The sequence below is a fragment of the Variovorax sp. EBFNA2 genome (assembly GCF_033802765.1).
GTDB lineage: Bacteria > Pseudomonadota > Gammaproteobacteria > Burkholderiales > Burkholderiaceae_C > Variovorax > Variovorax paradoxus_H.
In genome coordinates this window covers 3,204,636-3,225,743 of sequence record NZ_CP138496.1, presented here as the reverse complement: position 1 = coordinate 3,225,743, position 21,108 = coordinate 3,204,636, and the positions used below count along the sequence as shown (strand labels likewise).

The window sequence follows — 21,108 nt, the reverse complement described above, 5'->3', positions numbered from 1 at the left end:
GCACCGATTGCGAGCCTTCGCCACAATCGACCCGATGCGTTCTTCTCCGTTCTTCAAAATGGCCCTGCTGCTGGGCCTGCTCTCCGCCATCGGGCCTTTCGCGATCGACATGTACCTCCCGGCTTTGCCTGCCATCGGGCAGAGCCTGCATGCGGACATCGGCGCGGTGCAGATGAGCCTCACCGCCTTCTTCCTGTCGCTCGGCGCGGGGCAGCTGCTCTACGGCCCGATCTCCGACATGGTCGGGCGCAAGCCCCCGCTGTATGCCGGGCTGGTGCTGTTCGCGCTCGCCAGCGTGGGCTGCGCGTTGGCGACCGACATCCAGACGCTGATTGCGTTGCGCTTCGTGCAGGGCCTGGGCGCGGCCGCCGGCATGGCGATTCCGCGCGCCGTGGTGCGTGACCTGCACACCGGCACCGACGCCGCGCGGCTCATGTCGCTGCTGATACTGGTGTTCAGCGTGTCGCCGATTCTTGCGCCGCTCGCGGGCAGCGTGGTCATCGCGTTCACCGGCTGGCGCGGCGTGTTCTGGGCCGTCACCATCGCGGCGGTGGCGGGCCTGGCCATGATGGTCAAGCTGCTCGACGAAACACGCCCGGCCTCGGAGCGCGTCGAAAGCAGCCTGGGCAGCGCGCTGTCCGCCTACTGGCTGCTGCTGCGCGACTGGCACTACCTCGGGCTGGTGTTCATCGGCGGCTTCGCGATGGCGGGCTTCTTCACCTACCTGGCGAACTCGTCGTTCGTGATGATCGACCACTACGGCCTGTCGCCCGCGATGTACAGCGTGGCCTTCGGCGTGAACGCGGCGGCCTTCATTGCGGCCTCGCAGTTCACGGGCTCGCTGGGCGAGCGCTACGGGTTGGTCAACCTCGTCAAGTTCGGCGTGGTCTGCTGCGGCGTGGCGATGGTCGCGATGTTCGTCTACTTCGCGATGGGCGGCGACAACCTCTGGGTGCTGATCGTCCTGTACTTCATCGCCTCGGGCTTCATGGGCCTCGTGATCCCGACCACCGGCGTGCTGGCGCTCGAGATGCACGGCGCCATTGCCGGCACGGCCTCGGCGCTGCTGGGCACGCTGCAGATGCTGACCGGCGCGCTCGCGATGGCGGTGGTGGGCCTGTTCTCCAACGGTCGTCCGCTGCCGATGGTGGCGGGAATGGCCGCCGGCGCGCTCATCGCGCTGGTGCTGACCTGGCTCACGCTCGGCGGTGTGCGCTCCGAGCCGACCGAGGGCAGGGCGCAAGGAGCCTGACATGCCGGCAGCCGCGACAGCAAGCGACGCCAAGCCGCTTCCCCTCGACGGCTTGGCCGCGCCCGCGCGGGGCTGGGCGATGCTGGTCATCATCCTCGGGCTCACGGTGTCGGTGCTCGACGGCACCATCGTCAACCTCGCGCTGCCGGGCATCGCGCGCGAGCTGCAGGCCACGCCGGCGCAGGCGATCTGGGTGGTCAACGCCTACCAGATCGCCACGCTGGTGATGCTGCTGCCGCTGGCATCGCTGGGCGACCTCGTGGGTTACCGGCGCGTGTACCTCGTGGGCATGGCGGTGTTTACGGTGTCGTCGCTGGCCGCGACCTTTGCGAACTCGCTCGGCACGCTGATCGCGTCGCGCGCGCTCCAGGGGTTGGGTGCGGCGGGGATCATGAGCGTCAACGCGGCGCTGGTGCGGCTCACGTACCCCTCGGCACAGCTGGGCAAGGGCATGGCGATCAACTCGCTGGTGGTTGCCACCTCGTCGGTGGCCGGGCCTTCGGTGGCGGCGGCGATCTTGTCGGTGGCGTCGTGGCCGTGGCTCTTTGCCATCAACGTGCCGCTGGGCATCGTCACCTTCGCGCTGGGCATGCGGGCGCTGCCGTTCAACCGCTCGGCGCCGGCGGCGGGCGCGCGCTTCTCGCTGCTCGACGTGACGCTCAACGTGCTGATGTTCTCGCTGGTGTTCCTGGGCGTCGACCAGCTGGGCGTGCGCGAGGGCGGGGTGCAGGCCGCAGGCACGCCGTGGTTGGCCTGGGCCACGCTGTTGGCCGGGCTGACTGTGGGCTTTGTCTATCTGCGGCGCCAACGCAAGCTGGCGGTGCCGCTCTTTCCCATCGACCTGCTGCGCATTCCGGTGTTCGCGCTGTCGATGGGCACGTCGGTGGCCGCGTTCTGCGCGCAGATGCTGGCCTACATCGCGCTGCCGTTTTTGCTGCTCGACGTGTACGGCCGCAGCCACATCGAGGCCGGGCTGCTCATCACCGCATGGCCGCTGGCCATCGTGGTGATGGCGCCCATCGCCGGGCGGCTGATCGGGCGCTATCCCGACGGGCTGCTCGGCGGCATCGGCCTGGGTCTGCTGGCCGCCGGCCTTGCGCTGCTGGCGGCGCTGCCGGCGCATCCGGGCAATGCCGACATCGCCTGGCGCATGGCGCTGTGCGGCTTGGGCTTTGGCCTGTTCCAGTCGCCCAACAACCACACGATCGTGAGCTCGCCGCCCGCGCACCGAAGTGGTGCGGCCAGCGGCATGCTGGGCACGGCGCGGCTCACGGGGCAGACGCTGGGCGCCGTGGTGCTGGCGGCGGTGTTCAGCATCTGGAGCCCACACGGCGGACATGGTCCGGTGGTGGCGCTGGTGCTGGCGGCGGGCTGCGCGGCGGTGGCTGCGGTTTTCAGCAGTCTGCGGCTGAAGACGACAAGCCCGCACGCCTGAATAAGGTAGGGTACGGCCTCATGAAGGAAGTACCTGACACCGTGGTCTGCCCCGGCTGCGACGCGGTCTATGCCCGTGCGCCGCTGGCGCCGCGCGACGTGGCCGAGTGCCCGCGCTGCGGCACCGAGCTCGACCGCCACCCGGGTGCGCAGCAGCGGCGCATCCTGCCGCTGACGGTCGCCAGCCTGATCATGTTCGCCATTGCCAACCTGTTTCCCATCGTCGAGATCGAGCTGCAGGGCCTGCGCAGCCAGACCACGCTGGCCGGCGCGGTGGTAGTGCTGAGCACCGAGGGCATGTCGCCGGTGGCGCTGCTGGTGCTGGCCACGACCATTCTCTTTCCGCTGCTGCAGCTGTGCATCCTGGCCTACCTGCTGATCCCGCTGGCCCGCGCGCACCGGCCCTGGGGTTTTGCGATGCTGGTGCGCATGATGCAGTCGCTGCGGCCCTGGGGAATGATCGAAGTCTTCCTGCTCGGCGTGCTGGTGGCGATCGTCAAGCTGTCGAGCATGGCGACGGTGGTGCCGGGGCCTGCGCTGTGGGCGTTCGTGGCGCTCACCGTGACGCTCACGGCGGTGCTGTCGTTCAACCCCGGCGCGTTCTGGGAAATGACCTTCCGTCAGGCCGATGAGGAAGATGCGGCCGCCGCCGCCGCGGCAGCAGGCGCGGGCGCAGAGGCGCCGGAGGTGCGCGCATGAACGTGCGCGGGCTGCCCGCCCGCCTGGCCTCGGCCCGCCCCTGGGAGGCGCAGGCCGACGACGAGCACGACCACGAGAACCCCGTGCCGACGGCCGCCGGGCTCGGTCTGCACGTCTGCCCGCACTGCACCGCCGTCTGGCGCGACGCTGAAGACGGCGACGCCTGCGCCCGCTGCGGCACGCACCTGCACACGCGCAAGCCGCAGAGCCTGAACCGCACCTGGGCCTTCCTGATCGCGGCCTGCATCATGTACATCCCGGCCAACCTGCTGCCGGTGATGATCACGCGCACGCTGTTCGGCGCGCAGTACGACACCATCCTGAGCGGCGTCATCTATTTCTGGGTGTCGGGCGCCTGGGGGCTGGCGGCCATCGTGTTCATCGCGAGCTTCCTGGTGCCGCTGTTCAAGCTGGCGGTACTGCTCTTGCTTGTGGTGCTGGCGCAGCGGCGCAGCAACTGGCGCCGCCGCGAGCGGGCCAAGCTGTATCACATCATCGAGATCATCGGACGCTGGTCGATGCTCGACGTGTTCGTGGTGTCGCTGCTCACCGGGCTGGTGCAGATCCAGGGCTTTGCGGTCATCACCGCGGGCGTGGGCATTGCGGCCTTCGGCGCGGTGGTGGTGCTGACCATGCTGGCGTCGCTGAGCTTCGACCCGCGCCTGACGTGGGACGGCCCGGTGCCGCAAGCCGACGCGGACGCAACCGAATTTGAAAGCAGGGAAGAAAAAATCGCATGAGTGAAGAAGACACGCAACCGCAAGACCGTCCGGCAGCGTCGGCCCCGCCCGCGCTGCCGAAACCCAAAGTGGCGCGCCGCCGCGAGTGGCTGCCCTCGCTGATCTGGCTGATCCCCATCGTCGCCGCGCTGGTCGGCGTGACGCTGGTGGCTCGCATCCTCATGGAGCGCGGCCCCGAGATCGTGCTCACCTTCAAGACGGCCGAAGGCCTCGAAGCCGGCAAGACCGCCGTGAAGTACAAGGACGTGCAGATCGGCCTGGTGCAGAGCCTGCGCCTGGCACGCGACCGCTCGCATGTGCGCGTGCTGGTGCAACTCAACAAGGAAGCCGAGGGCTTCACCTCGGCCGACTCGCGCTTCTGGGTGGTGCGGCCGCGGCTCGACACCTCGGGCATCTCGGGCCTGGGCACGCTGCTGTCGGGCGCCTACATCGGCGCCGACGCGGGCGTCGAGAAAGAAACGTCGGGCGAATTCACCGGCCTCGAAACGCCGCCCATCGTCACGCGCGGCGACTCGGGCCAGCAGTTTTTGCTGCGTGCGCGCGACGTGGGCTCGCTCGACGTCGGCTCGCCCGTGTACTTCCGGCGCATCAAGGTCGGGCAGGTGGCGGCCTACGAGCTCGACGGCGACGGCCGCGGCGTCACGCTGCGGGTGTTCGTGAACGCGCCATACGACAAGTTCGTCGGCATGAACACGCGCTTCTGGCAAGCCAGCGGCATCGACGCGCAGCTGAGCGCCAGCGGCTTCACGCTGCGCACGCAATCGCTGGCGACCATCCTGCTCGGTGGCATCGCCTTCCAGGCGCCCGACGACGCCATGGGCCCGCTGGCCAAGGAGAACACGGCCTTCGTGCTGGCGCAGGACGAAGCCACCGCCATGAAGGAGCCCGACGGGCCTTCGCAGACCTTGCTGATGTACTTCAACCAGTCGCTGCGAGGGCTGACGCCGGGCGCGCCGGTCGACTTCCGCGGCGTGGTGCTGGGCGAGGTGAAATCCATCGGCGTCGAGTTCGACCGCGCCGAGCGCGAGTTCCGCATGCCGGTGCTCGTGCAGATCTACCCCGACCGCCTGCGCCGCCGCGAGAGCGGGGCCGGTGCGCAGGGGGTGGAGTCGCGCGCGACGCAGCAGGAACGGCTGCGCTTCCTGGCCGAGAAGGGCCTGCGCGCGCAGCTGCGCAACGGCAACCTGCTGACCGGCCAGGTCTACGTGGCACTCGACTTCTTCCCGAAGTCGCCGCCCGCGAAGATCGACCTGTCGAAGAGCCCGATCGAGCTGCCGACCGTGGCCAACGGCCTGGACGAGATCCAGTCGCAGGTGCAGGAAATCGCGACCAAGCTCAACAAGGTGCCCTACGAGCAGATCGCCACCGACCTGCGCACCACGCTGGCCACGCTCAACAAGACGCTCACGAGCGCCGAGCAGACCGTCAGCCGCATCAACACCGACGTGACGCCCGAACTGGCCGCCGCCATGAAGGACGTGCGCAAGACCGTCAACACGGCCGAACGCACGCTGGCCGACGACTCGCCGCTGCAGCAGGACATGCGCCAGACCTTGCGTGAACTGACGCGCGCCGCAGGCTCGGTGCGCGTGCTGACCGACTACCTCGAACGCCATCCCGAATCGCTGCTGCGCGGCAAACCGGACGACAAGAAATGAAGACGACGACCTTCGCGCTCGCGTGTGCCGCCGCTGCGGTGCTGCTGGCAGGCTGCGCGAGCAAGCCCGACAACTACTACACGCTGGCGAGCCCGCCCGCGCTCACCGACGCCGCGCCGCGTGTGCCCAATGCGGCGTCGCCGACGTACATCGAACTCGCCCCCGTGGCCGTGCCCGAGCGGTTGGCGCGCCCGCAGATGGTGGTGCGCCGCCCGACCGGCGGCGTGCAGGTCGACGTGCTCGAGCAGCACCGCTGGGCTTCGTCGTTCGAGAACGAGTTGCGCGATGCGCTCGGCAGCGGCATCGCCGGCCGGCTCGGCGCGCTCGACGTGACCCAGGGCGGCCGCCAGACCTCGCAGCCCGTGTGGCGCGTCGCGGTGCAGGTGCGGCAGTTCGACCTGGTGGACGGCGGGCGCGTGGACGCCGGCTTCAGCTGGACGCTGCGCCGCTCCGACGAAGCGCGCACTGTGGTGTGCCGGCTCGATGCGGGCGAGGCGACCGGCAGCGGCATGGACGCGCTGGCGCAGGGCGCGCAGCGCGTGACGGCAGCGGCTGCGGCGGCCATGGCGCGCAGCGTGAACGCAGCGCAGACCAATCCGAGCGCGACGGCGTGCGCGATCTGACGCGTTGCCTTTGTCTTTCTCCCTCCCCCTCTGGGGGAGGGCAGGGGTGGGGGCACGACGGCGCTCGAAAAAGCATGGCGCTCAGTTGGAAGACGCCCCCATCCCAACCTTCCCCCAAAGGGGGAAGGCGCAACACCGGCAACCCCTGAACCGGAGGCCCTATGGCACAGATCGGCAAAGCGCCCTGCGACGACACGCTGATCCTGCATGGGCCGAATCCACCCACGGAAGAGGGCGCCTGCCCCGAAGCCTCCAAGCCCTGGGTGCTCGCCGCGGCCATCGTCGGCTCGAGCATGGCCTTCATCGACGGCACCGTGGTCAACGTCGCGTTGCCGGCCATCCAGTCCGACCTGCACGCCACGGCGTTCCAGGCGCAATGGGTGGTCGAGTCGTACGCCTTGTTGCTCGCGGCGCTGTTGCTGGTGGGCGGCGCGCTCGGCGACCACTATGGAAGGCGGCGCATCTTTGCCATCGGCGTCGTCGTGTTCGCCCTGTCGTCGGTCGGCTGCGCGCTCGCGGCCGACGTGCAACAGCTCATCGCCGCACGCGCGATTCAAGGCATCGGCGGCGCGCTGCTCGTGCCGGGCAGCCTGGCGCTCATCAGCGCCTCGTTTCCCGAGAAGGAGCGCGGCAAGGCCATCGGCACCTGGTCGGGCTTCAGCGGCATCACCGCGGCGGTGGGGCCGGTGCTGGGCGGCTTTCTCGTCGATCACTTCTCGTGGATCTGGGCTTTTCTCATCAACGTGCCGATGGCGCTGCTCGTGCTGTGGATCGTGCGGCGTCACGTGCCCGAGAGCAAAGGCGCTGCGGCACGCGGCGGGCTCGACCTGTGGGGCGCGCTGCTCGCGACCGCGGGGCTGGGCGGCATCGTCTACGCCTTCATCGAGGCGCCGACGCAGAGCTGGCGTTCGCCGGCCGTGCTTGCGGCGCTGGCCATCGGTGTCGCGGGCAGCATCGGCTTCGTCGTCGCTGAACGCCGGGCGCGCACACCGATGTTGCCGCTGTCGCTGCTGCGCATCGGCAACTTCAGCGGCGCCAACCTGCTGACCTTGCTGCTGTATGCGGCGCTGGGCGGCGGGCTGTATTTCTTCCCGCTCAACCTGATCCAGGTGCAGGGCTACTCGGCCACCGTGGCCGGCGCGGCGCTGTTGCCGTTCATCTTCCTGATGTTCGCGCTCTCGGGCTGGGCCGGGCAGCTGGTCGATCGCTTCGGGCCGCGCCTGCCGCTGGTCATCGGGCCGGCCATCGCGGCGGTGGGCTTTGCGCTGTTCGCATTGCCGGGCGTGGGCGCGAGCTACTGGAGCGGCTTTCTGCCCGCGGTGGTGGTGCTGGGTTTCGGCATGACGGTGACGGTCGCGCCGCTCACCACCACGGTCATGAACGCGGTCGGTCCCGACCTTGCGGGCGTGGCCTCGGGCGTGAACAACGCGGTGTCGCGCGCGGCGGCGGTGCTGGCGATTGCGGTGTTCGGCGCCATCATGGCCTGGGCCTTCGACGCGGCGCTGGCCGAGCGGCTGCAGGCGATGGGCGCGTCGGACGAGGTGCGGTCTTTTCTCGCGTCCGAGCGCGACCGATTGGCCGCGGCCGGCGCACCACCGGGTGCCGATGCGGCCACTGCCGCTGCCGTGAAGCGCGCGGTGGCCGAATCGTTCGTCGCGGGCTTCCGCTGGGTGATGCTGCTGAGCGCCGGCCTGGCCGTGCTGAGTGCGGTGAGTGCCTGGCTGATGATCCGTCGCGCGCCCACAGCAAAGTCAGACAACAACAAGCCATGAGCCAGGAGACAAGCCCCCGATGGAAGCAGAAAACCCGGCCAACGCGCCGCATGTCGATGTCCTGATCGTCGGCGCCGGCCTCTCCGGCATCGGCGCCGCGTGCCACCTGCAGGCGCAGTGCCCGGGCCGCAGCTACGCGATCCTCGAAGGGCGCGAACGCAGCGGCGGCACCTGGGACCTGTTCCGCTACCCGGGCGTGCGTTCCGACTCCGACATGTACACGCTGGGCTACGTGTTCCGCCCGTGGACGCAGGCCAAGGCGATCGCCGACGGACCGTCGATCCTGGAGTACGTGCGCGACACCGCGCGCCAGCATGGCGTGGACGACAAGATCCACTACCAGCACCGCGTGGTGCGCGCCGCCTGGTCGAGCGCCGACGCCTGCTGGACGGTCGATGTGGAGCAGGGGCCCGACAAGCAGCTCGCGCAGTGGCGCTGCAACTTCCTCTTCCTGTGCAGCGGCTACTACCGCTACGAGGCGGGCTACACGCCCGACTTCGCCGGCATGGGCGACTTCAAGGGCCGCATCGTCCATCCGCAGCACTGGCCCGCCGACCTGGACCACAGCGGCCAGCGCGTGGTCGTGATCGGCAGCGGCGCCACCGCGATGACGCTGGTGCCTGCGATGGCGAAGACCGCCGCGCACGTCACGCTGCTGCAGCGCTCGCCGACGTACGTGGTGGCGCGCCCGGCCGAAGACCCGATGGCCAACCGCCTGCGGCGCCTGTTGCCGGCGATGGCCGCGTACCGCCTCACGCGTTGGAAGAACGTGACGCTCGGCATGCTGTTCTTCCGGCTCGCGCGGCGCAAGCCGGCGCGCGTCAAGCGCATGCTGCTGGGCGGTGTGAGCCACGCGCTCGGGCCGGGCTACGACATCGCCACGCACTTCACGCCGCGCTACAACCCATGGGACCAGCGCCTGTGCCTCGTGCCCGACGGCGACCTGTTCGCGGCACTCAACGCGGGCCGCGCCTCGATGGTCACGGACCACATCGACACCTTCACGCCCAAGGGCCTGCGACTGAAGTCGGGTCGCGAGCTCGAGGCCGACCTCATCGTCACCGCCACAGGCCTCGAACTGCAGGTGCTCGGCGGCATCGAACTGAGCGTGGACGGCCGCCGCATCGACCCCGCTACCACCTTCAACTACAAGGGAATGATGTACAGCGACGTGCCAAACCTGGCCTCGTCCTTCGGCTACACCAACGCCTCGTGGACGCTCAAGTGCGACCTGACCTGCGCCTACGTCTGCCGGCTGCTGAACCACATGCGCAAGCACGGGTGGCGCCAATGCACGCCGCACAACACCGGCCCCGATCTGTCGCCCGAACCGTGGATCGATTTCAGCTCAGGCTACGTGCAGCGCTCGCTCGACAAGTTTCCGAAACAGGGCGCGCATACGCCGTGGAAGCTGCACCAGAACTACCTGCGCGACATCTTCCTGCTGAGGCTCGGGCGCGTGGACGACGGCGTGATGGCGTTCTCGAATCGCGCGCGTTAGCGGCTGTTTCGTGACACGGCGATGTATAGCTCTGCTCAATACAACATCGAATATTTTTGAATTGGATCGATGGCAGGCGCCGGTGATTTACTCCGCCCGGCGTTGCACTCACCGTGCGAAAGACGGTGAGGCAGCTCCCGGGAATCACCCCACGACCCTGTGATGAGGAGACCTCATGAAGTCATCGATCCGTGCATCCCTGGCGGGCCTGCTGTTCGCAGCGCTTGCGGGCCATGCAAGCGCCGCCTCGCTGGACGCTTTCGCGACCACGTCGAACGCGGCCATCTCCGGCAACAACATCGAGAACCTGACGCAGTCGACGCCCGAGATGTGCGCGTCGGCCTGCCTGGGCGCGCCACGCGGCGCCTGGTGCGTCTCGTTCGACTACAACAAGACCAACCAGAGCTGCGACCTGAGCGACAAGCGCGCCGCCGACGTGGGCGGCCTGAAGACCGACTACGCCGGCAACCCCTATGACCACTACAGCCTCAAGCCCGATCCGCTGAAGCCTTTCGCGCACACGCCCAATGCGGCCATCAGCGGCTACAACGTCGAGGCCCTGCAGACCGTGACGCCTGCCGACTGCGCCAACGCCTGCACCGACGCAAGCCGCACGGCGTGGTGCAAGTCCTTCGACTACAACAAGACCCAGCAGCGCTGCGACCTGAGCGACAAGCGCGCCGGCGACGTGGGCGGCCTGAAGACCGACTACGCCGGCAACCCTTACGACCACTATTCGCTGATTGCGGGCGAGGGCATTCCCAACCCCGTGCCCGGCAACAAGCACATCCTGCTGATCGGCCTGGACGGTCTGCGCGGCGACGCCATCCAGTGCGCGGGCTGCGTGCAGACGCCGGCGATGTCGGCGCTGATTGCCGGCGGCGCCTTCCACGGCAACGTGCTGGCGGGCGGCACCAAGCAGGCGACCGTGAGCGGGCCCGGCTGGTCGTCGGTGTTCACCGGCTTCTGGGCCGACAAGCACGGCGTGACCTCGAACACCACCACCTTGCCGCTGAAGAAGACGCACGTGTTCGACCAGATCAAGGCGGCCTGGCCGACGGCCACGACCGCGGTGGTGGGCGACTGGTTCAACATCACCCACAACCTGCGCCCGGCCCTGGCCGACTTCGTGGTCGCCAATGCCGCCAAGAATTCGCAGCAGGCCACCGACACCGTGAAAGGCTGGCTGAGCTGGAAGCACCCGCCGACGGCCATCTTCTATTACCTGCACAACGCCGACATCCACGCGCCGAGCTACGAGCCGCTCAATGCGTTCTACCAGGGCAAGATCGCCGGCGAAGACCAGCAGATCCAGCAGGTGCTCACGGCGCTCACGTCGCGGCCGAACTACGCGAATGAAGAATGGCTGATCGTTGTCACCTCCGACCACGGCGGCACCGGCAGCGGGCACGGCGGGCAGACGGCGGGGGAGCGCAGCACGCTGCTGATCCTGAACAACAACCACCAGAACCCGCTCAAGCCCAGCTACTGCCTGGGCAACCTCGGGGGTACCGCATTGACGCAGGTGGACGGCACGACGCCGCACATCCTCGACTTCCTGGGCTTGCCGAACGCCACCGAAGGGCAGAAGCACCCCGCGTGCGGCAACTGAGGCCGGGCGAATCTGGCGCGCGCCGAAGGGGAGGGTAGCCCGCGCGAATGCCGTGCGCGGCAGGCGAAATGCCTACCCTTCGGCGATGTGCGGGTTGAACCCGCACATAATCTCGCGTTTTCTTTTGTTGTGAATCTCTCAGGTAGCCACGCCGTGTCGAAGCCAACCTGCCCCTGGACTTCGATCCGCCTTTTCCGGCTGTGGTGCGCCTGTGTTCGAACACTATTACCGCGAGCTGCTGAGCTTTCTGTCCCGCAAGGTATCCGACCGCGCCACCGCGGCCGACCTGGCGCAGGAGAGCTACGTGCGGGTGTACGAGGCGCAGCGCACCGGCAGCGTGGTGCGCGACCCGCGCGCGCTGCTCTACCGCACGGCCCGCAACCTCGTCACCGACCACCACCGCCGCACCAGCGTGCGCGCGGGCGGCGACACGGCAGCGCCGGATGAGGCACCGCCCGACGCCGACGACTGCATCGGTCCGCAGACCTTCGAGCCCGACGCCATCCTGTCGTCCAGCCAGGGCATGGCGGCCATGGTCGCGACCATCGACCGGCTGCCGCCGCGCTGCCGCGAAGCCTTCGTGCTCTACAAGTTCGACGGGCTTTCGTACGCCGAGGTCGCCGAGCGCATGGGCATTTCGGTGCGCACGGTCGAGATGCAGTTACGCATTGCGATGGAGGCATGCTGGGCGTGCCTGGAGCGAAGCCGTGATTCGCCGTGAGATGAGCGACCGCAGAACACGCACCATTACAGGGTTTGACCACGCTCGTGCGTCTACCCCCATGAGAACGACAAGAACGATCCCCACGCCATGACCCTCACGTCGCCACCGTCCGAAGAAGCCCAGCGCCTGCGACAAGACGTGCTGGACTGGTTCGTCCGCCGCCAGCGTGCGCACTGGGGCGCGTCCGACGAGCGTGCGTTCCAGGCCTGGCTCGGCGCCGATGCGCGGCATGGCGCGGCGTTTCGCGAATGGGAGTCGCGCTGGCGTGCCTTCGACGCGATCGCGCCCGAGACGGTCGCAGGCTGGCGCAGCGGCTTCGAGGGCAGCGCGCCCGCCACGCCCACACGCCGCGGCTTCCTGAAACCGGCTTTCGTGCTGGCCGCCTCCGGCATGGCGGTCGGCGCCGGCTACCTCGGGTGGCACCACGTGCAGGCCCAGCCCGTGTTCGAACAGGCCTTCGCCACCCGGCGCGGCCAGCAGCTCGAAGTGCCGCTGCCCGACGGCTCCCGGCTGCGGCTGGACACCGCTACCCGCCTCGAAGTGCGCCTGTTCCGCGACCGCCGCGAGGTGACGTTGATCGACGGCCAGGCGGTGTTCGCGGTGCAGTCCGATGCGAAACGCCCCTTCGACGTGCTGGCCGGTCCGCTGCGCGTGCGGGTGGTCGGCACGCGCTTTGCCGTGCGCCACACCCCCGGCATGCCGGGCGCCGACGGCACGCGGGTGTCGGTGGAAGAGGGCAAGGTGCGCGTGCTGCGCCGGGCGCCGGATGCGACGAGCGAAGTCTTCCTGACCGCCGGCCGCCAGGTGGAGAGCGATGCGCAGGGTGTCTTCTCCGCCGTCTCGGCCGTGCCGCGCGACGGCATCGCGCCCTGGCGCGAGCACCGCCTGAGCTTCGTCGACACGCCGCTGGCCCGCGCGCTGGCCGAGCTGGAGCGCTACGGCAGCACCGGCCTGGTGGTGAACGACCCGGCCGTGGCGGCGCTGCGCCTGAGCGGCACCTTCGATCCGCGAGACGCGCGCACGCTGCGGCGCGCCCTGGCCAGCGCCTTGCCCGTGCGGCTGAAGGAAAACGGCGCGGTCGCGGAGCTCGTGCCGGCCCTCTAAAACAAAAGAAGCAAAGATTTTTTAGTCGGCACTACGGGGATTCCGCCGGCTCGTGCGTCAGCCCAGATAGGAACCATTTGCATTCACTACCTGGAAGACGTTCGATGACGAAGCGCTTGATAACAAAGATCACACCCGCGCCGCTGGCCCTGGCCGTTGCATTGGCCCTGGCGAACGCGCCTTTGCTGGCCCGCGCGCAGGGCGCGCCGCAGCCGATCAGCATCGCCGCGCAGCCGCTGGCCGAGGCGCTGAACGACTGGGCGCGGCAGACCCGCATCCAGCTCGTCGTGCAGCAGAACCTGGTCGCGGGCAAGTCTGCGCCGGCCATCTCGGGCAGCCTCACGGCCCGGCAGGCGCTCGACCGGCTGCTGGCCGGCAGCGGCCTGGCTGCCACGATGGAAGGCAACGCAGCCGTCATCAAGACCGCGCCCGCCACGGGCGGCACCTCCACGCTGCCGGCCGTGACGGTCGTGGCCGACGGCGAAGAAAGCGCCACGGGCCGCGTGCAGGGCTACGTCGCCAGGCGCAGCGCCACCGGCACCAAGACCGACACGCCGATCATCGAGACGCCGCAATCGATCTCGGTGATCACGGCCGACCGCATCGAGGCCATGGGCGCTGCCAATCTCAAGGACGCGCTGGGCTACACGCCGGGCGTGTCGACCACCACCTACGGCGCCGATTCGCGCTACGACTGGATCTCGCTGCGCGGCTTCGACGCCTATTCGCCGGGCTTCTATCTCGACGGCCTGCCGCTGCGCAACAACAGCACCTGGGGCGTGTGGCGCACCGAGAACTACGGCGCCGAGCGCATCGAGCTGCTGCGCGGCCCGTCGTCGGTGCTGTACGGCATGAGCGGCCCCGGCGGGGTGGTGAACGTGGTCAGCAAACGCCCCACGGCGGAGCCCGTGCGCGAGCTGCAACTGCAGGTGGGCGACCACGCCCGCAAGCAGGTGTCGGGCGACTTCTCGGGCGCGATCGATGCCGACGGCAAGCTGCTGTACCGCATCACCGGCCTCGTGCGCGACGCGCAGCTGCCGGCGGGCAAGGAGGCCGACGACCGCATGTACATCGCGCCCGCGCTCACGTGGAAGCCGTCGAGCGACACCACGCTCACGCTGTTGTCGCAGTTCTCGCGCACGCGCGCCGGCGTCTACACGCGCGCACGGCCGCAGGTCGGCTCGCTCGATCCGACCGCCATCGGCACCCGCATTCCCTCGAAACTGTTCGTCGGCGAGCCCGGCTTCGACCGCTTCAATCAAGACCAGGAGATGGTCGGCTACCAGTTCGAGCACCGCATCAACGACACCTTCACGGTGCGGCAGAACGCGCGCTACGCGCACCAGAAGCTCGACTACACGGGCACGCAGCTGACAGGCTTCATGGCGCTGAACCCCGAGGTGCCGAACGACCCGCTCAACTTCCAGCAGATGTCGCGCAGCGTGTTCGGCAGCCGCGAGAACATCGGCGCGCTGGCGCTCGACAACCAGTTGCAGGCCGACTTCCGCCTGGGCCAGACGCAGCACAAGGTGCTGGTCGGGCTGGACTACCAGCGCACGCGCATCGACCAGGTCACCTTCAGCGGCGGCAGCGCCTCGCCCCTGAACATCTACGCGCCGCGCTACGGCGGTCCGATCGAACTGCCCGCGCCGTACTTCAATGGCATCACCCGGCTCGCCCAGACCGGCGTCTACCTGCAGGACCAGATCAAGTGGGGCGACCGCTGGACGCTGACGCTGGGCGGGCGCTACGACACCGCCGACAGCACCGTGGACAGCCGCCTCGACGGCGCGCGCCAGCGCATTCGCGACCACAAGTTCACCAGCCGCGCGGGCCTGGTCTACCTGCACCCGAGCGGCTGGGCGCCGTACCTGAGCTACTCGGAGTCGTTCGCGCCCACGGCCACCATCGACCCGGTGTCGGGCGACCCGTTCAAGCCCGAAAGCGGCAAGCAATACGAGGCCGGCGTGCGCTACCAGCCCACGGGCAGCAAGGCGATGTACAGCGCCGCCATCTTCGATCTGCGGCGCAAGAACTACATCAGCTACGACGCCGAGTTCATGCCCAAGCAGACAGGCGAAATTTCGGTGCGCGGGCTGGAGCTCGAGGCCACGGCCGAGATCGCTTCGCGCCTGAACCTCACGGCGTCGTACAGCTACACGCCGCGGGCCATCGTCACGGCCAGCAGCAAAGCGAGCGAGATCGGCAAGCAGGCCACGGCCGTGCCGCGCCACCGGGTGTCGGTGTGGGCGGACTACCGCTTTGCGAATGGCGTGAAGGTGGGGCTGGGCGCGCGCTACACGGGCTCGAACTACGGCGACGGCGAAGCCGCGTGGCCGAGCAAGGTGCCGGCGTCGACGGTGTTCGACGCCATGCTCGGCTACGACATCGACCGCTGGAGCCTGGCGCTGAACCTGCGCAACCTCACCAACAAGACCTACTTCGCGAACTGCGGCTACCGCAACTGCTACTACGGCCATCCGCGCACGGCGACGGCCACGGCGACCTACCGTTGGTGAACGCGTGCGGCGACGGGCTTCGGGCCGCCGCCGTGCGTGCGAACTTCTCGGTGACAGCGGCCGCACGGGTTGACAACGCGCGGTTCGGGCTTTGATACTGAACCCTTCAGTTCATCATCCAACCCAAGGAGATTCCATGCAGAAGATCATTCCCTGCCTCTGGTTCGACGGCAACGGCGAGGACGCGGTCAAGTTCTACACCGCCATCTTTCCGAAGTCGCGCCTCACCGACACGCTGCTCTGGGGCGACGTGAATCCCGCCAAGAAGGGCCAGCTGCTCACGGCCACCTTCGAGCTCGACGGCCAGTCGTTCATGGTGCTCAACGGCGGGCCCGAGTACAAGATCACGCCGGCCATTTCGCTCATCGTGACGTGCGAAACGCAGGAAGAGGTCGACTACTACTGGGACAAGCTGCTCGAGGGCGGCGGCCAGCCCGTGCAGTGCGGCTGGCTCACCGACCGCTTCGGCGTGTCGTGGCAGGTCACGCCGATGCCGCTGATCCGCATGTTCCAGGACAAGGACCCGGCCAAGGCCGCGCGCGCGATGGCGGCCATGATGAAGATGATCAAGCTCGACATTGCCACGGTGAAGAAGGCCTTCGACGGGGAGTGACCCCCGCCGGGGCGCCGGTCAGACCAGCCGGCCGATCGACTTCTTGCGCCACACCAGCCGGTAGTACGCGGTCTGCAGCAGCAGCATCGCGCCGAAGGTGACCGGGTAGGCGATCCAGATGCCGTCCAGGCCGAGGCCGAAGTGGCGACTCATGAGCCAGGCCACCGGCACTTCGACACCCAGGATGCAGGCGATGGTGATGAGCGTCGGCACCAGCACCGAACCGCTGGCGCGCATGATCCCCGACACCGCCGAGGCCATGCCGAACAGCACCATGCTCCACAGCATGATGTGCAGCAGGTTCTGCGCAATTTCGATCACCGGCGCGCTGGTGATGAAGAAGCCCATGAGCGGGCGTGAGAACAGGTAGCCCAGCAGCACCAGCCCGCCCGTGAGGACGAGGTTCATGCCGAGCGCGGTCTGCACGATGGCGCCGAGCCGGTGGGCGCGGCCCGCGCCGATGGCCTGCGCGCCGAGGATCGACGTGGTGATGGCGATCGAGATGGCCGGAAACTGCACGTAGGCCACCACCTGATTCACCGCGCCGTAGGCGGCCGTGGCATTGGAGCCGTAGCTGTTGACCATCGACAGCAGCACCACTTCGGCCAGCGCCACCACGATCATCTGCACGCCCGTGGGCACGCCGATTTTCAGCACGGCCTTCAACAGCTGCGGCTGGATGCGAAGAGAGCGGAAGAACTCCGCGTCGGGCGCGAGCGGGCTCTTTTTCTGGCGCAGCCGGAAGCCCAGCCACGTGGTCGCGACCGCGAACGACAGCACCGAGGCCCACGCGCCGGCCGCCACGCCGAGCTGCGGCAGCCCGCCCCAGCCGCGGATGAGCGCGGGCGTGACGACGAGGCCGATGGCCGTGGAAATCAGCAGCGTCAGCAGCGGCGTGATGGTGTCGCCCACGCCGCGCAGCATGGCCGTGGCCAGCAGGAACAGGAACACGCCGGGCATCGCGATCAGCATGATGCGGGCGTAGCGCGTGGAGTCGGCCAGCACGTCGGGCGGTGTGCCCAGCATGGCCAGCATCGGCGTGGTGAAGACGCCGCCGAACACCGCGATCGCCAGGCCCAGCAGCAGGCCTACCGTGAGCGTGGTGCCCGCCACCGCCTTGGCCTTGGCCGCGTCGCGCGCGCCCCAGGCCTGGCCGATGAGCACCGAGGCACCGGCGCCCAGGCCGATGATGAAGGCGATGAAGAAGAACATCACCGGGAAGAAGCTCGAGACCGCCGCCAGCGCGCTCACGCCGAGCATCTGCCCGACGTAGACGTTGTTGATGGTGCCGGAGAGCGACTGCAGGATGTTGCTGAGCAACATCGGCGCCAGGAAAAACAGGAACACCTTCCACAGCGGACGCGCCGCACCCGCGGGCGCCACGGGGACGCCCCGCAGGCCGCTCGGGTTGCCGGGGCTGCTGGTGGTGGTGGTGCTGCTGCTGTCGGGCGCCGCGCTCATGCAGCACCCCAGCCACCGGCCGACAGCTTGTGCAGGTGCACGCGCAGGTCGGTGGGCCAGGGTTCCACGAGGTCGGTGAAGCGCTGGTGCTCGCCCGCGAACAGGGCGCGCGTGGCTTCCTCGAAGCCGGGCAGGTTGCCCGCGATGGCGGTCATGAAGCGGTAGGTGGCTTCGCGCGCGGCACGCACGGTGTCGCGGTCGGCGTGCACATGGCGTGCGTCGTCGACCAGCTTGCGCAGCGCCACGGAGGCGCCGCCCGGCTGGCGGCCGAGCCAGTCCCAGTGGCGCGGCAGCAGCGTGACTTCGCGCGCCACCACGCCCAGGCGCGGACGGCCGACGCCACGGGGCGCGTCTTCGTGTTTTTCGGCTTCGAGCGCGGAGGTTTCAATGGCCTTCGGGTCGCGCAGATCGACATCGAGCTGCTCGCCGGTCTGGTCGTCGAACACGAGGCAGGCGGCGGCGTCGCCGCGCTCGCGCAGTTGCGTGAGCACCTGGGCCTTGGTGCCGGCAGCGACACGCTGGAAGCCGGCAAACGCAGTGAATGTGGTCGGTAGTTCGTCGGGTGACATGCGGATTCTTTTCGGGTTGTCGATCCGGGCGGAACGAAACGAGGTTCGTAATCTACCCGCAGGACGGTTCAGGCGTGCGGCGTGTCGTGATCGCACAGCACCCGCAGCGCGGCATGGAGGTCTGGCAGGCGTTGCGGGTCCAGCGATTTCACGGCGTCGGCGCAGATCGCCTCGACGGTCGGGAGGGCGGCCTGCATCAATTGCTTGCCGCCGCCGCGAATCACCGCGTGGCGCCGGTTGTCGCCCTCCGTTCCCGTCATGCGCTCGGCCAGGCCGGTCTTTTCGAGCAGCACCATCTTGCGGATCAACGCCGACATTGGCAACCCCAGCGTGTGCGCAAGTTCGACCATCGGCATGTGGCCGTTGCCGGCACGCAGCAACAGGTGGAGCAGGGTGAAGTCTTCGTAGTCCAGGCCATGGAAGGCGCCCAGGTCTTCGTTGAGTTGGAGGCTCAGGCTGGCGTGGGCGCGGCCCAGGTCGAGGCAAAAGCCCAGTGCGTCGGTGCTCATGGTGTGTTGTAGCCCTTGTCACCGGTGCAGGGGAGTTCTTCGCGCCAAAGCTCGAGCAGCTTTTCGAGCTCGGCCGCGCGGTCGAAGGCGGGGTCGTCGCGCTCCTTCACCCGGTCGATCACCTCGAAGCTGAAGTGCGTCGCGCCCTGCGCCACCCAGTCGCGCTGCAATGCCTTGTTGCGGTGCGAGCGCAGGTTCAGTTCGAAGCGGGCTCGGTTCATGGCACCTTCTACGTCGAGGCTGCCGGCCACGTAGACGCGGCCGTCCGTCAGGTTGCGGACGACGAAGACGCCCGCGGGGCGCACGCTGTCCTTGTACTGCTTGATGAGGGTACGTCGCGTGGTGGGAGATGGATTCATCTCCAAATATTACCCGGGCAAAATATAAAACACAATACACCCGGGTAAAAATAGATTCACTCGGCCCGCAGCCGGTGCCATCCTCGAAGCACGCGCCGGTGCACCGCCCGCACGATGCGCCAAGGGCGGCTCTCGCGCACCCGCGTCAGCACGAGGTCTTTCCATGCCTTCCAGCGCGGGTACCAGCGGGCGAACCAGGCCAGCTGCATCAGCGAGCCTTCGACCAGTTGGAAGATCCGCGCGACCACGGCCGTGCCCGCGAGCTTGGCCAGCAACAGCACGGCCATGCCGCTGAGCGCGTGGCCGCGCCCGAAAAGAAACAGCGCCAGCAGCTTCACCGGAAAGAGCAGCAGCACCGGCACGAGGAACGCGAGCAAAGCGCCCCACGGCGGCAGGGCGCGCAGCAGGTTTTCGAGCCGCGCCCAGAAGGGCAAACGCGACAGCCGCGCGACCAGCGCCGCGAGCGGTGCCCAGCCCCATTCCTCGAACAGCAGCACCGGCACGAGGATCGTGGTGGCAACGGCGCGAAACAGGGCGCGCAAGGCGCGCACGAGGGGGTGGTGCATCCGCGAAGGGTATCCGCACATGGCCGCGCGCCGCCGGAACCTTGCGGACCCGGCGGCGCATCGTGCGGAAAGGCGATGCCTGCTATGGTTACTTGCGGCCGACGCTGCTGTCTTCGGCCGGCCGGAAGAACAGGTACTCGCCCCGGCCCAGTTCAGGCGTCACTTCATAGCCGCTGCAGCGCGCGACGCTGCACTGGATGATCACGACGCGCGGCCAGATCGTGGCCGAGGTCGGAAACCCCGGCATGTACTGCGGCACGTGCCAGACGCCGTAGTCGCCCACCGGCTCGGCGTTCTCCGTGCCGCTGGCGTTCTGCAGGCCGCTGCCCAGTGGCATCCGCTCGATGCGGATGATCGGCGTGGCGGCGACCGACGCCGTCGCCACGCAACAGGCGGCCAGCCAGAGAGGGACGGTCCTGGTGTTCATGGTGATGGACTCCGGATCCGGCCTCATTGCGCGTCGGCCGGTGCGGCTGCCACCTCGTCGGCCGGGTCAGCCGGCAGGCGGCGCGTGATGCGCGCTTCCAGGATGTCCGGCTGCGGGGCCAGCGCGACCGGTGCCACGGCGCTCACCATCACCGGTGCCGGTTGCGCGGCTTCCACGGCCGGCGCGGGTTGCGGCGCCGGGGTTGCCATGGGCATCGCCTCGACCAGCGTGGCCGGTGCGGCGGGCTGTTGCACCGCCGCGACCGGTGCGGGCGCCGGGGCCAATGCGACAGGCGCTGCAGGCGCGACGGGCGCCGCGGCCACCGGTGTCACCGGCGCCGCCGGACGTGCCGCCACCGGTGCGCCGCTGCCCGATGCCTGCGGTCCGAAGGCGCTCACGCGCTCTTCGGCGGTCATCGACTGCGGGCACTTCGAGCCGGTCATCTCCAGGGCCGCCTGCGCCTGCGGGTCCATGCAGTCCATGGCCAGCGACGCGGCCTTCATGCCCTTGTTCCAGAGCTCGCGGCTCATCTTCAGGCGCTTGCAGTGTTCGTCCGTCCAGGTGGTGCCGAAGCTCAGCCCGACCCCTGGGCCGTTGGCACTGGCGCTCGAGCTGCCCATGCAGGTGTCATTGCTGGTCGTCAGGTTCGGGCCGCTCACGGAGGGCACGTTCTTGACGGTGTAGCTGCCGCGGTAGTCGACGACGCTGGTCGTCGCGCCGGTGTTGTTGATGTTCTGTGTGCTGTCCAGCGTCGAGCGCGTGGTGACGTCCGAGGGGGCCGAACTGTTGAAGTTCACCGCCTGGGTGTTGCCTTGCGCCGATGTGGTGGCCGAACTCGACGACTGGTTGTTGGCACCACCCGCCGTTGTTTGCGCCAAGGCGCCCGCCGACAAGCCCAGCAAGGTCAGGGCGATCAATGTTTTCATTTTTTCGACTCCTTTGGGAAACAGGGGAGGGGCGTGCCCC

At 68.8% G+C, this 21,108-nt stretch carries 20 protein-coding genes; 13 read left to right on the top strand and 7 right to left on the bottom strand.

From position 1 onward, the window contains the following. Positions 1-34 precede the first annotated feature (34 nt). The 13 genes from RZE79_RS15115 to RZE79_RS15055 all read left to right on the top strand — a co-directional run bounded on the left by RZE79_RS15115 (position 35) and on the right by RZE79_RS15055 (position 16,251). Positions 35-1,252: a multidrug effflux MFS transporter gene (locus tag RZE79_RS15115; protein WP_319361044.1), complete on the top strand. Its 1,218-nt coding sequence runs from the start codon at positions 35-37 to the stop codon at positions 1,250-1,252. Between the two features lies 1 nt (position 1,253). Further along, positions 1,254-2,687: an MFS transporter gene (locus RZE79_RS15110; RefSeq protein WP_319361042.1), complete on the top strand. Its 1,434-nt coding sequence runs from the start codon at positions 1,254-1,256 to the stop codon at positions 2,685-2,687. Between the two features lie 20 nt (positions 2,688-2,707). After that, positions 2,708-3,385, top strand: a complete 678-nt coding sequence (locus RZE79_RS15105; protein WP_319361041.1) for a paraquat-inducible protein A — start codon at positions 2,708-2,710, stop codon at positions 3,383-3,385. After that, positions 3,382-4,125 carry a paraquat-inducible protein A gene (locus RZE79_RS15100; protein WP_319361040.1) on the top strand — a complete coding sequence of 248 codons (744 nt, stop codon included), beginning with the start codon at positions 3,382-3,384 and terminating at the stop codon, positions 4,123-4,125. Before RZE79_RS15105 ends, RZE79_RS15100 begins: the two co-directional genes overlap by 4 nt. Next, complete coding sequence (locus RZE79_RS15095; protein ID WP_319361039.1) at positions 4,122-5,783, top strand: MlaD family protein; 1,662 nt, start codon at positions 4,122-4,124, stop codon at positions 5,781-5,783. The genes RZE79_RS15100 and RZE79_RS15095 overlap by 4 nt, the downstream gene beginning before the upstream one ends. Next, the gene (locus RZE79_RS15090) at positions 5,780-6,406 is read left to right on the top strand and encodes a PqiC family protein (RefSeq protein WP_319361037.1); all 627 of its coding nucleotides are present in this window, start codon (positions 5,780-5,782) and stop codon (positions 6,404-6,406) included. The genes RZE79_RS15095 and RZE79_RS15090 overlap by 4 nt, the downstream gene beginning before the upstream one ends. 161 nt (positions 6,407-6,567) lie before the next feature. Continuing rightward, on the top strand, positions 6,568-8,178 hold the full coding sequence (locus RZE79_RS15085; protein WP_319361036.1) for an MFS transporter: 1,611 nt from the start codon (positions 6,568-6,570) through the stop codon (positions 8,176-8,178). Between the two features lie 19 nt (positions 8,179-8,197). Next, on the top strand, positions 8,198-9,679 hold the full coding sequence (locus RZE79_RS15080) for an NAD(P)/FAD-dependent oxidoreductase (protein ID WP_319361035.1): 1,482 nt from the start codon (positions 8,198-8,200) through the stop codon (positions 9,677-9,679). A 175-nt stretch (positions 9,680-9,854) separates the two neighbouring features. Continuing rightward, positions 9,855-11,291, top strand: coding sequence for a PAN domain-containing protein (locus RZE79_RS15075; RefSeq protein ID WP_319361034.1), 1,437 nt, complete (start codon positions 9,855-9,857; stop codon positions 11,289-11,291). A 211-nt stretch (positions 11,292-11,502) separates the two neighbouring features. Then, positions 11,503-12,012 carry a sigma-70 family RNA polymerase sigma factor gene (locus RZE79_RS15070; RefSeq protein ID WP_319361033.1) on the top strand — a complete coding sequence of 170 codons (510 nt, stop codon included), beginning with the start codon at positions 11,503-11,505 and terminating at the stop codon, positions 12,010-12,012. A gap of 90 nt (positions 12,013-12,102) precedes the next feature. Continuing rightward, positions 12,103-13,119: a FecR domain-containing protein gene (locus RZE79_RS15065; RefSeq protein WP_319361032.1), complete on the top strand. Its 1,017-nt coding sequence runs from the start codon at positions 12,103-12,105 to the stop codon at positions 13,117-13,119. A 104-nt stretch (positions 13,120-13,223) separates the two neighbouring features. Then, complete coding sequence (locus RZE79_RS15060) at positions 13,224-15,638, top strand: TonB-dependent siderophore receptor (RefSeq protein ID WP_319361031.1); 2,415 nt, start codon at positions 13,224-13,226, stop codon at positions 15,636-15,638. Positions 15,639-15,774: 136 nt separating this feature from the next. Next, the gene (locus RZE79_RS15055) at positions 15,775-16,251 is read left to right on the top strand and encodes a VOC family protein (RefSeq protein WP_319361030.1); all 477 of its coding nucleotides are present in this window, start codon (positions 15,775-15,777) and stop codon (positions 16,249-16,251) included. Positions 16,252-16,269: 18 nt separating this feature from the next. On the opposite strand, the gene RZE79_RS15050 is transcribed toward RZE79_RS15055, so the two are convergent. From RZE79_RS15050 to RZE79_RS15020, 7 genes are all read right to left on the bottom strand, one after another. Then, complete coding sequence (locus RZE79_RS15050) at positions 16,270-17,712, bottom strand: MATE family efflux transporter (protein WP_319361029.1); 1,443 nt, start codon at positions 17,710-17,712, stop codon at positions 16,270-16,272. Then, positions 17,709-18,281 carry a DUF2239 family protein gene (locus tag RZE79_RS15045; protein ID WP_319361028.1) on the bottom strand — a complete coding sequence of 191 codons (573 nt, stop codon included), beginning with the start codon at positions 18,279-18,281 and terminating at the stop codon, positions 17,709-17,711. The genes RZE79_RS15050 and RZE79_RS15045 overlap by 4 nt, the downstream gene beginning before the upstream one ends. A 68-nt stretch (positions 18,282-18,349) precedes the next feature. Beyond that, positions 18,350-18,790, bottom strand: a complete 441-nt coding sequence (locus RZE79_RS15040) for an AsnC family transcriptional regulator (protein WP_319361027.1) — start codon at positions 18,788-18,790, stop codon at positions 18,350-18,352. Next, a complete protein-coding gene (locus RZE79_RS15035) occupies positions 18,787-19,149 on the bottom strand; it encodes a GIY-YIG nuclease family protein (protein ID WP_319361026.1) in 363 nt (120 codons plus the stop codon). Before RZE79_RS15035 ends, RZE79_RS15040 begins: the two co-directional genes overlap by 4 nt. A gap of 56 nt (positions 19,150-19,205) precedes the next feature. Next, on the bottom strand, positions 19,206-19,715 hold the full coding sequence (locus RZE79_RS15030; protein ID WP_319361025.1) for a hypothetical protein: 510 nt from the start codon (positions 19,713-19,715) through the stop codon (positions 19,206-19,208). Between the two features lie 88 nt (positions 19,716-19,803). Next, a complete protein-coding gene (locus tag RZE79_RS15025; protein ID WP_153284310.1) occupies positions 19,804-20,142 on the bottom strand; it encodes a hypothetical protein in 339 nt (112 codons plus the stop codon). A 23-nt stretch (positions 20,143-20,165) separates the two neighbouring features. Beyond that, entirely contained in the window at positions 20,166-21,068 is a 903-nt protein-coding gene (locus RZE79_RS15020) for a hypothetical protein (protein WP_319361024.1), read from the bottom strand. Positions 21,069-21,108: the final 40 nt, after the last annotated feature.

Excerpts from the sequence above, each read along its gene's own strand:
- RZE79_RS15075 (WP_319361034.1), top strand. The coding sequence starts at position 9,855 with ATGAAGTCATCGATCCGTGCATCCCTGGCGGGCCTGCTGTTCGCAGCG.
- RZE79_RS15060 (WP_319361031.1), top strand. The coding sequence starts at position 13,224 with ATGACGAAGCGCTTGATAACAAAGATCACACCCGCGCCGCTGGCCCTG.
- RZE79_RS15080 (WP_319361035.1), top strand. The coding sequence starts at position 8,198 with ATGGAAGCAGAAAACCCGGCCAACGCGCCGCATGTCGATGTCCTGATC.
- RZE79_RS15035 (WP_319361026.1), bottom strand. The coding sequence starts at position 19,149 with ATGAATCCATCTCCCACCACGCGACGTACCCTCATCAAGCAGTACAAG.
- RZE79_RS15090 (WP_319361037.1), top strand. The coding sequence starts at position 5,780 with ATGAAGACGACGACCTTCGCGCTCGCGTGTGCCGCCGCTGCGGTGCTG.
- RZE79_RS15065 (WP_319361032.1), top strand. The coding sequence starts at position 12,103 with ATGACCCTCACGTCGCCACCGTCCGAAGAAGCCCAGCGCCTGCGACAA.
- RZE79_RS15100 (WP_319361040.1), top strand. The coding sequence starts at position 3,382 with ATGAACGTGCGCGGGCTGCCCGCCCGCCTGGCCTCGGCCCGCCCCTGG.
- RZE79_RS15095 (WP_319361039.1), top strand. The coding sequence starts at position 4,122 with ATGAGTGAAGAAGACACGCAACCGCAAGACCGTCCGGCAGCGTCGGCC.
- RZE79_RS15105 (WP_319361041.1), top strand. The coding sequence starts at position 2,708 with ATGAAGGAAGTACCTGACACCGTGGTCTGCCCCGGCTGCGACGCGGTC.
- RZE79_RS15115 (WP_319361044.1), top strand. The coding sequence starts at position 35 with ATGCGTTCTTCTCCGTTCTTCAAAATGGCCCTGCTGCTGGGCCTGCTC.
- RZE79_RS15040 (WP_319361027.1), bottom strand. The coding sequence starts at position 18,790 with ATGAGCACCGACGCACTGGGCTTTTGCCTCGACCTGGGCCGCGCCCAC.
- RZE79_RS15110 (WP_319361042.1), top strand. The coding sequence starts at position 1,254 with ATGCCGGCAGCCGCGACAGCAAGCGACGCCAAGCCGCTTCCCCTCGAC.
- RZE79_RS15050 (WP_319361029.1), bottom strand. The coding sequence starts at position 17,712 with ATGAGCGCGGCGCCCGACAGCAGCAGCACCACCACCACCAGCAGCCCC.
- RZE79_RS15025 (WP_153284310.1), bottom strand. The coding sequence starts at position 20,142 with ATGAACACCAGGACCGTCCCTCTCTGGCTGGCCGCCTGTTGCGTGGCG.
- RZE79_RS15045 (WP_319361028.1), bottom strand. The coding sequence starts at position 18,281 with ATGTCACCCGACGAACTACCGACCACATTCACTGCGTTTGCCGGCTTC.
- RZE79_RS15020 (WP_319361024.1), bottom strand. The coding sequence starts at position 21,068 with ATGAAAACATTGATCGCCCTGACCTTGCTGGGCTTGTCGGCGGGCGCC.
- RZE79_RS15030 (WP_319361025.1), bottom strand. The coding sequence starts at position 19,715 with ATGCACCACCCCCTCGTGCGCGCCTTGCGCGCCCTGTTTCGCGCCGTT.
- RZE79_RS15055 (WP_319361030.1), top strand. The coding sequence starts at position 15,775 with ATGCAGAAGATCATTCCCTGCCTCTGGTTCGACGGCAACGGCGAGGAC.
- RZE79_RS15085 (WP_319361036.1), top strand. The coding sequence starts at position 6,568 with ATGGCACAGATCGGCAAAGCGCCCTGCGACGACACGCTGATCCTGCAT.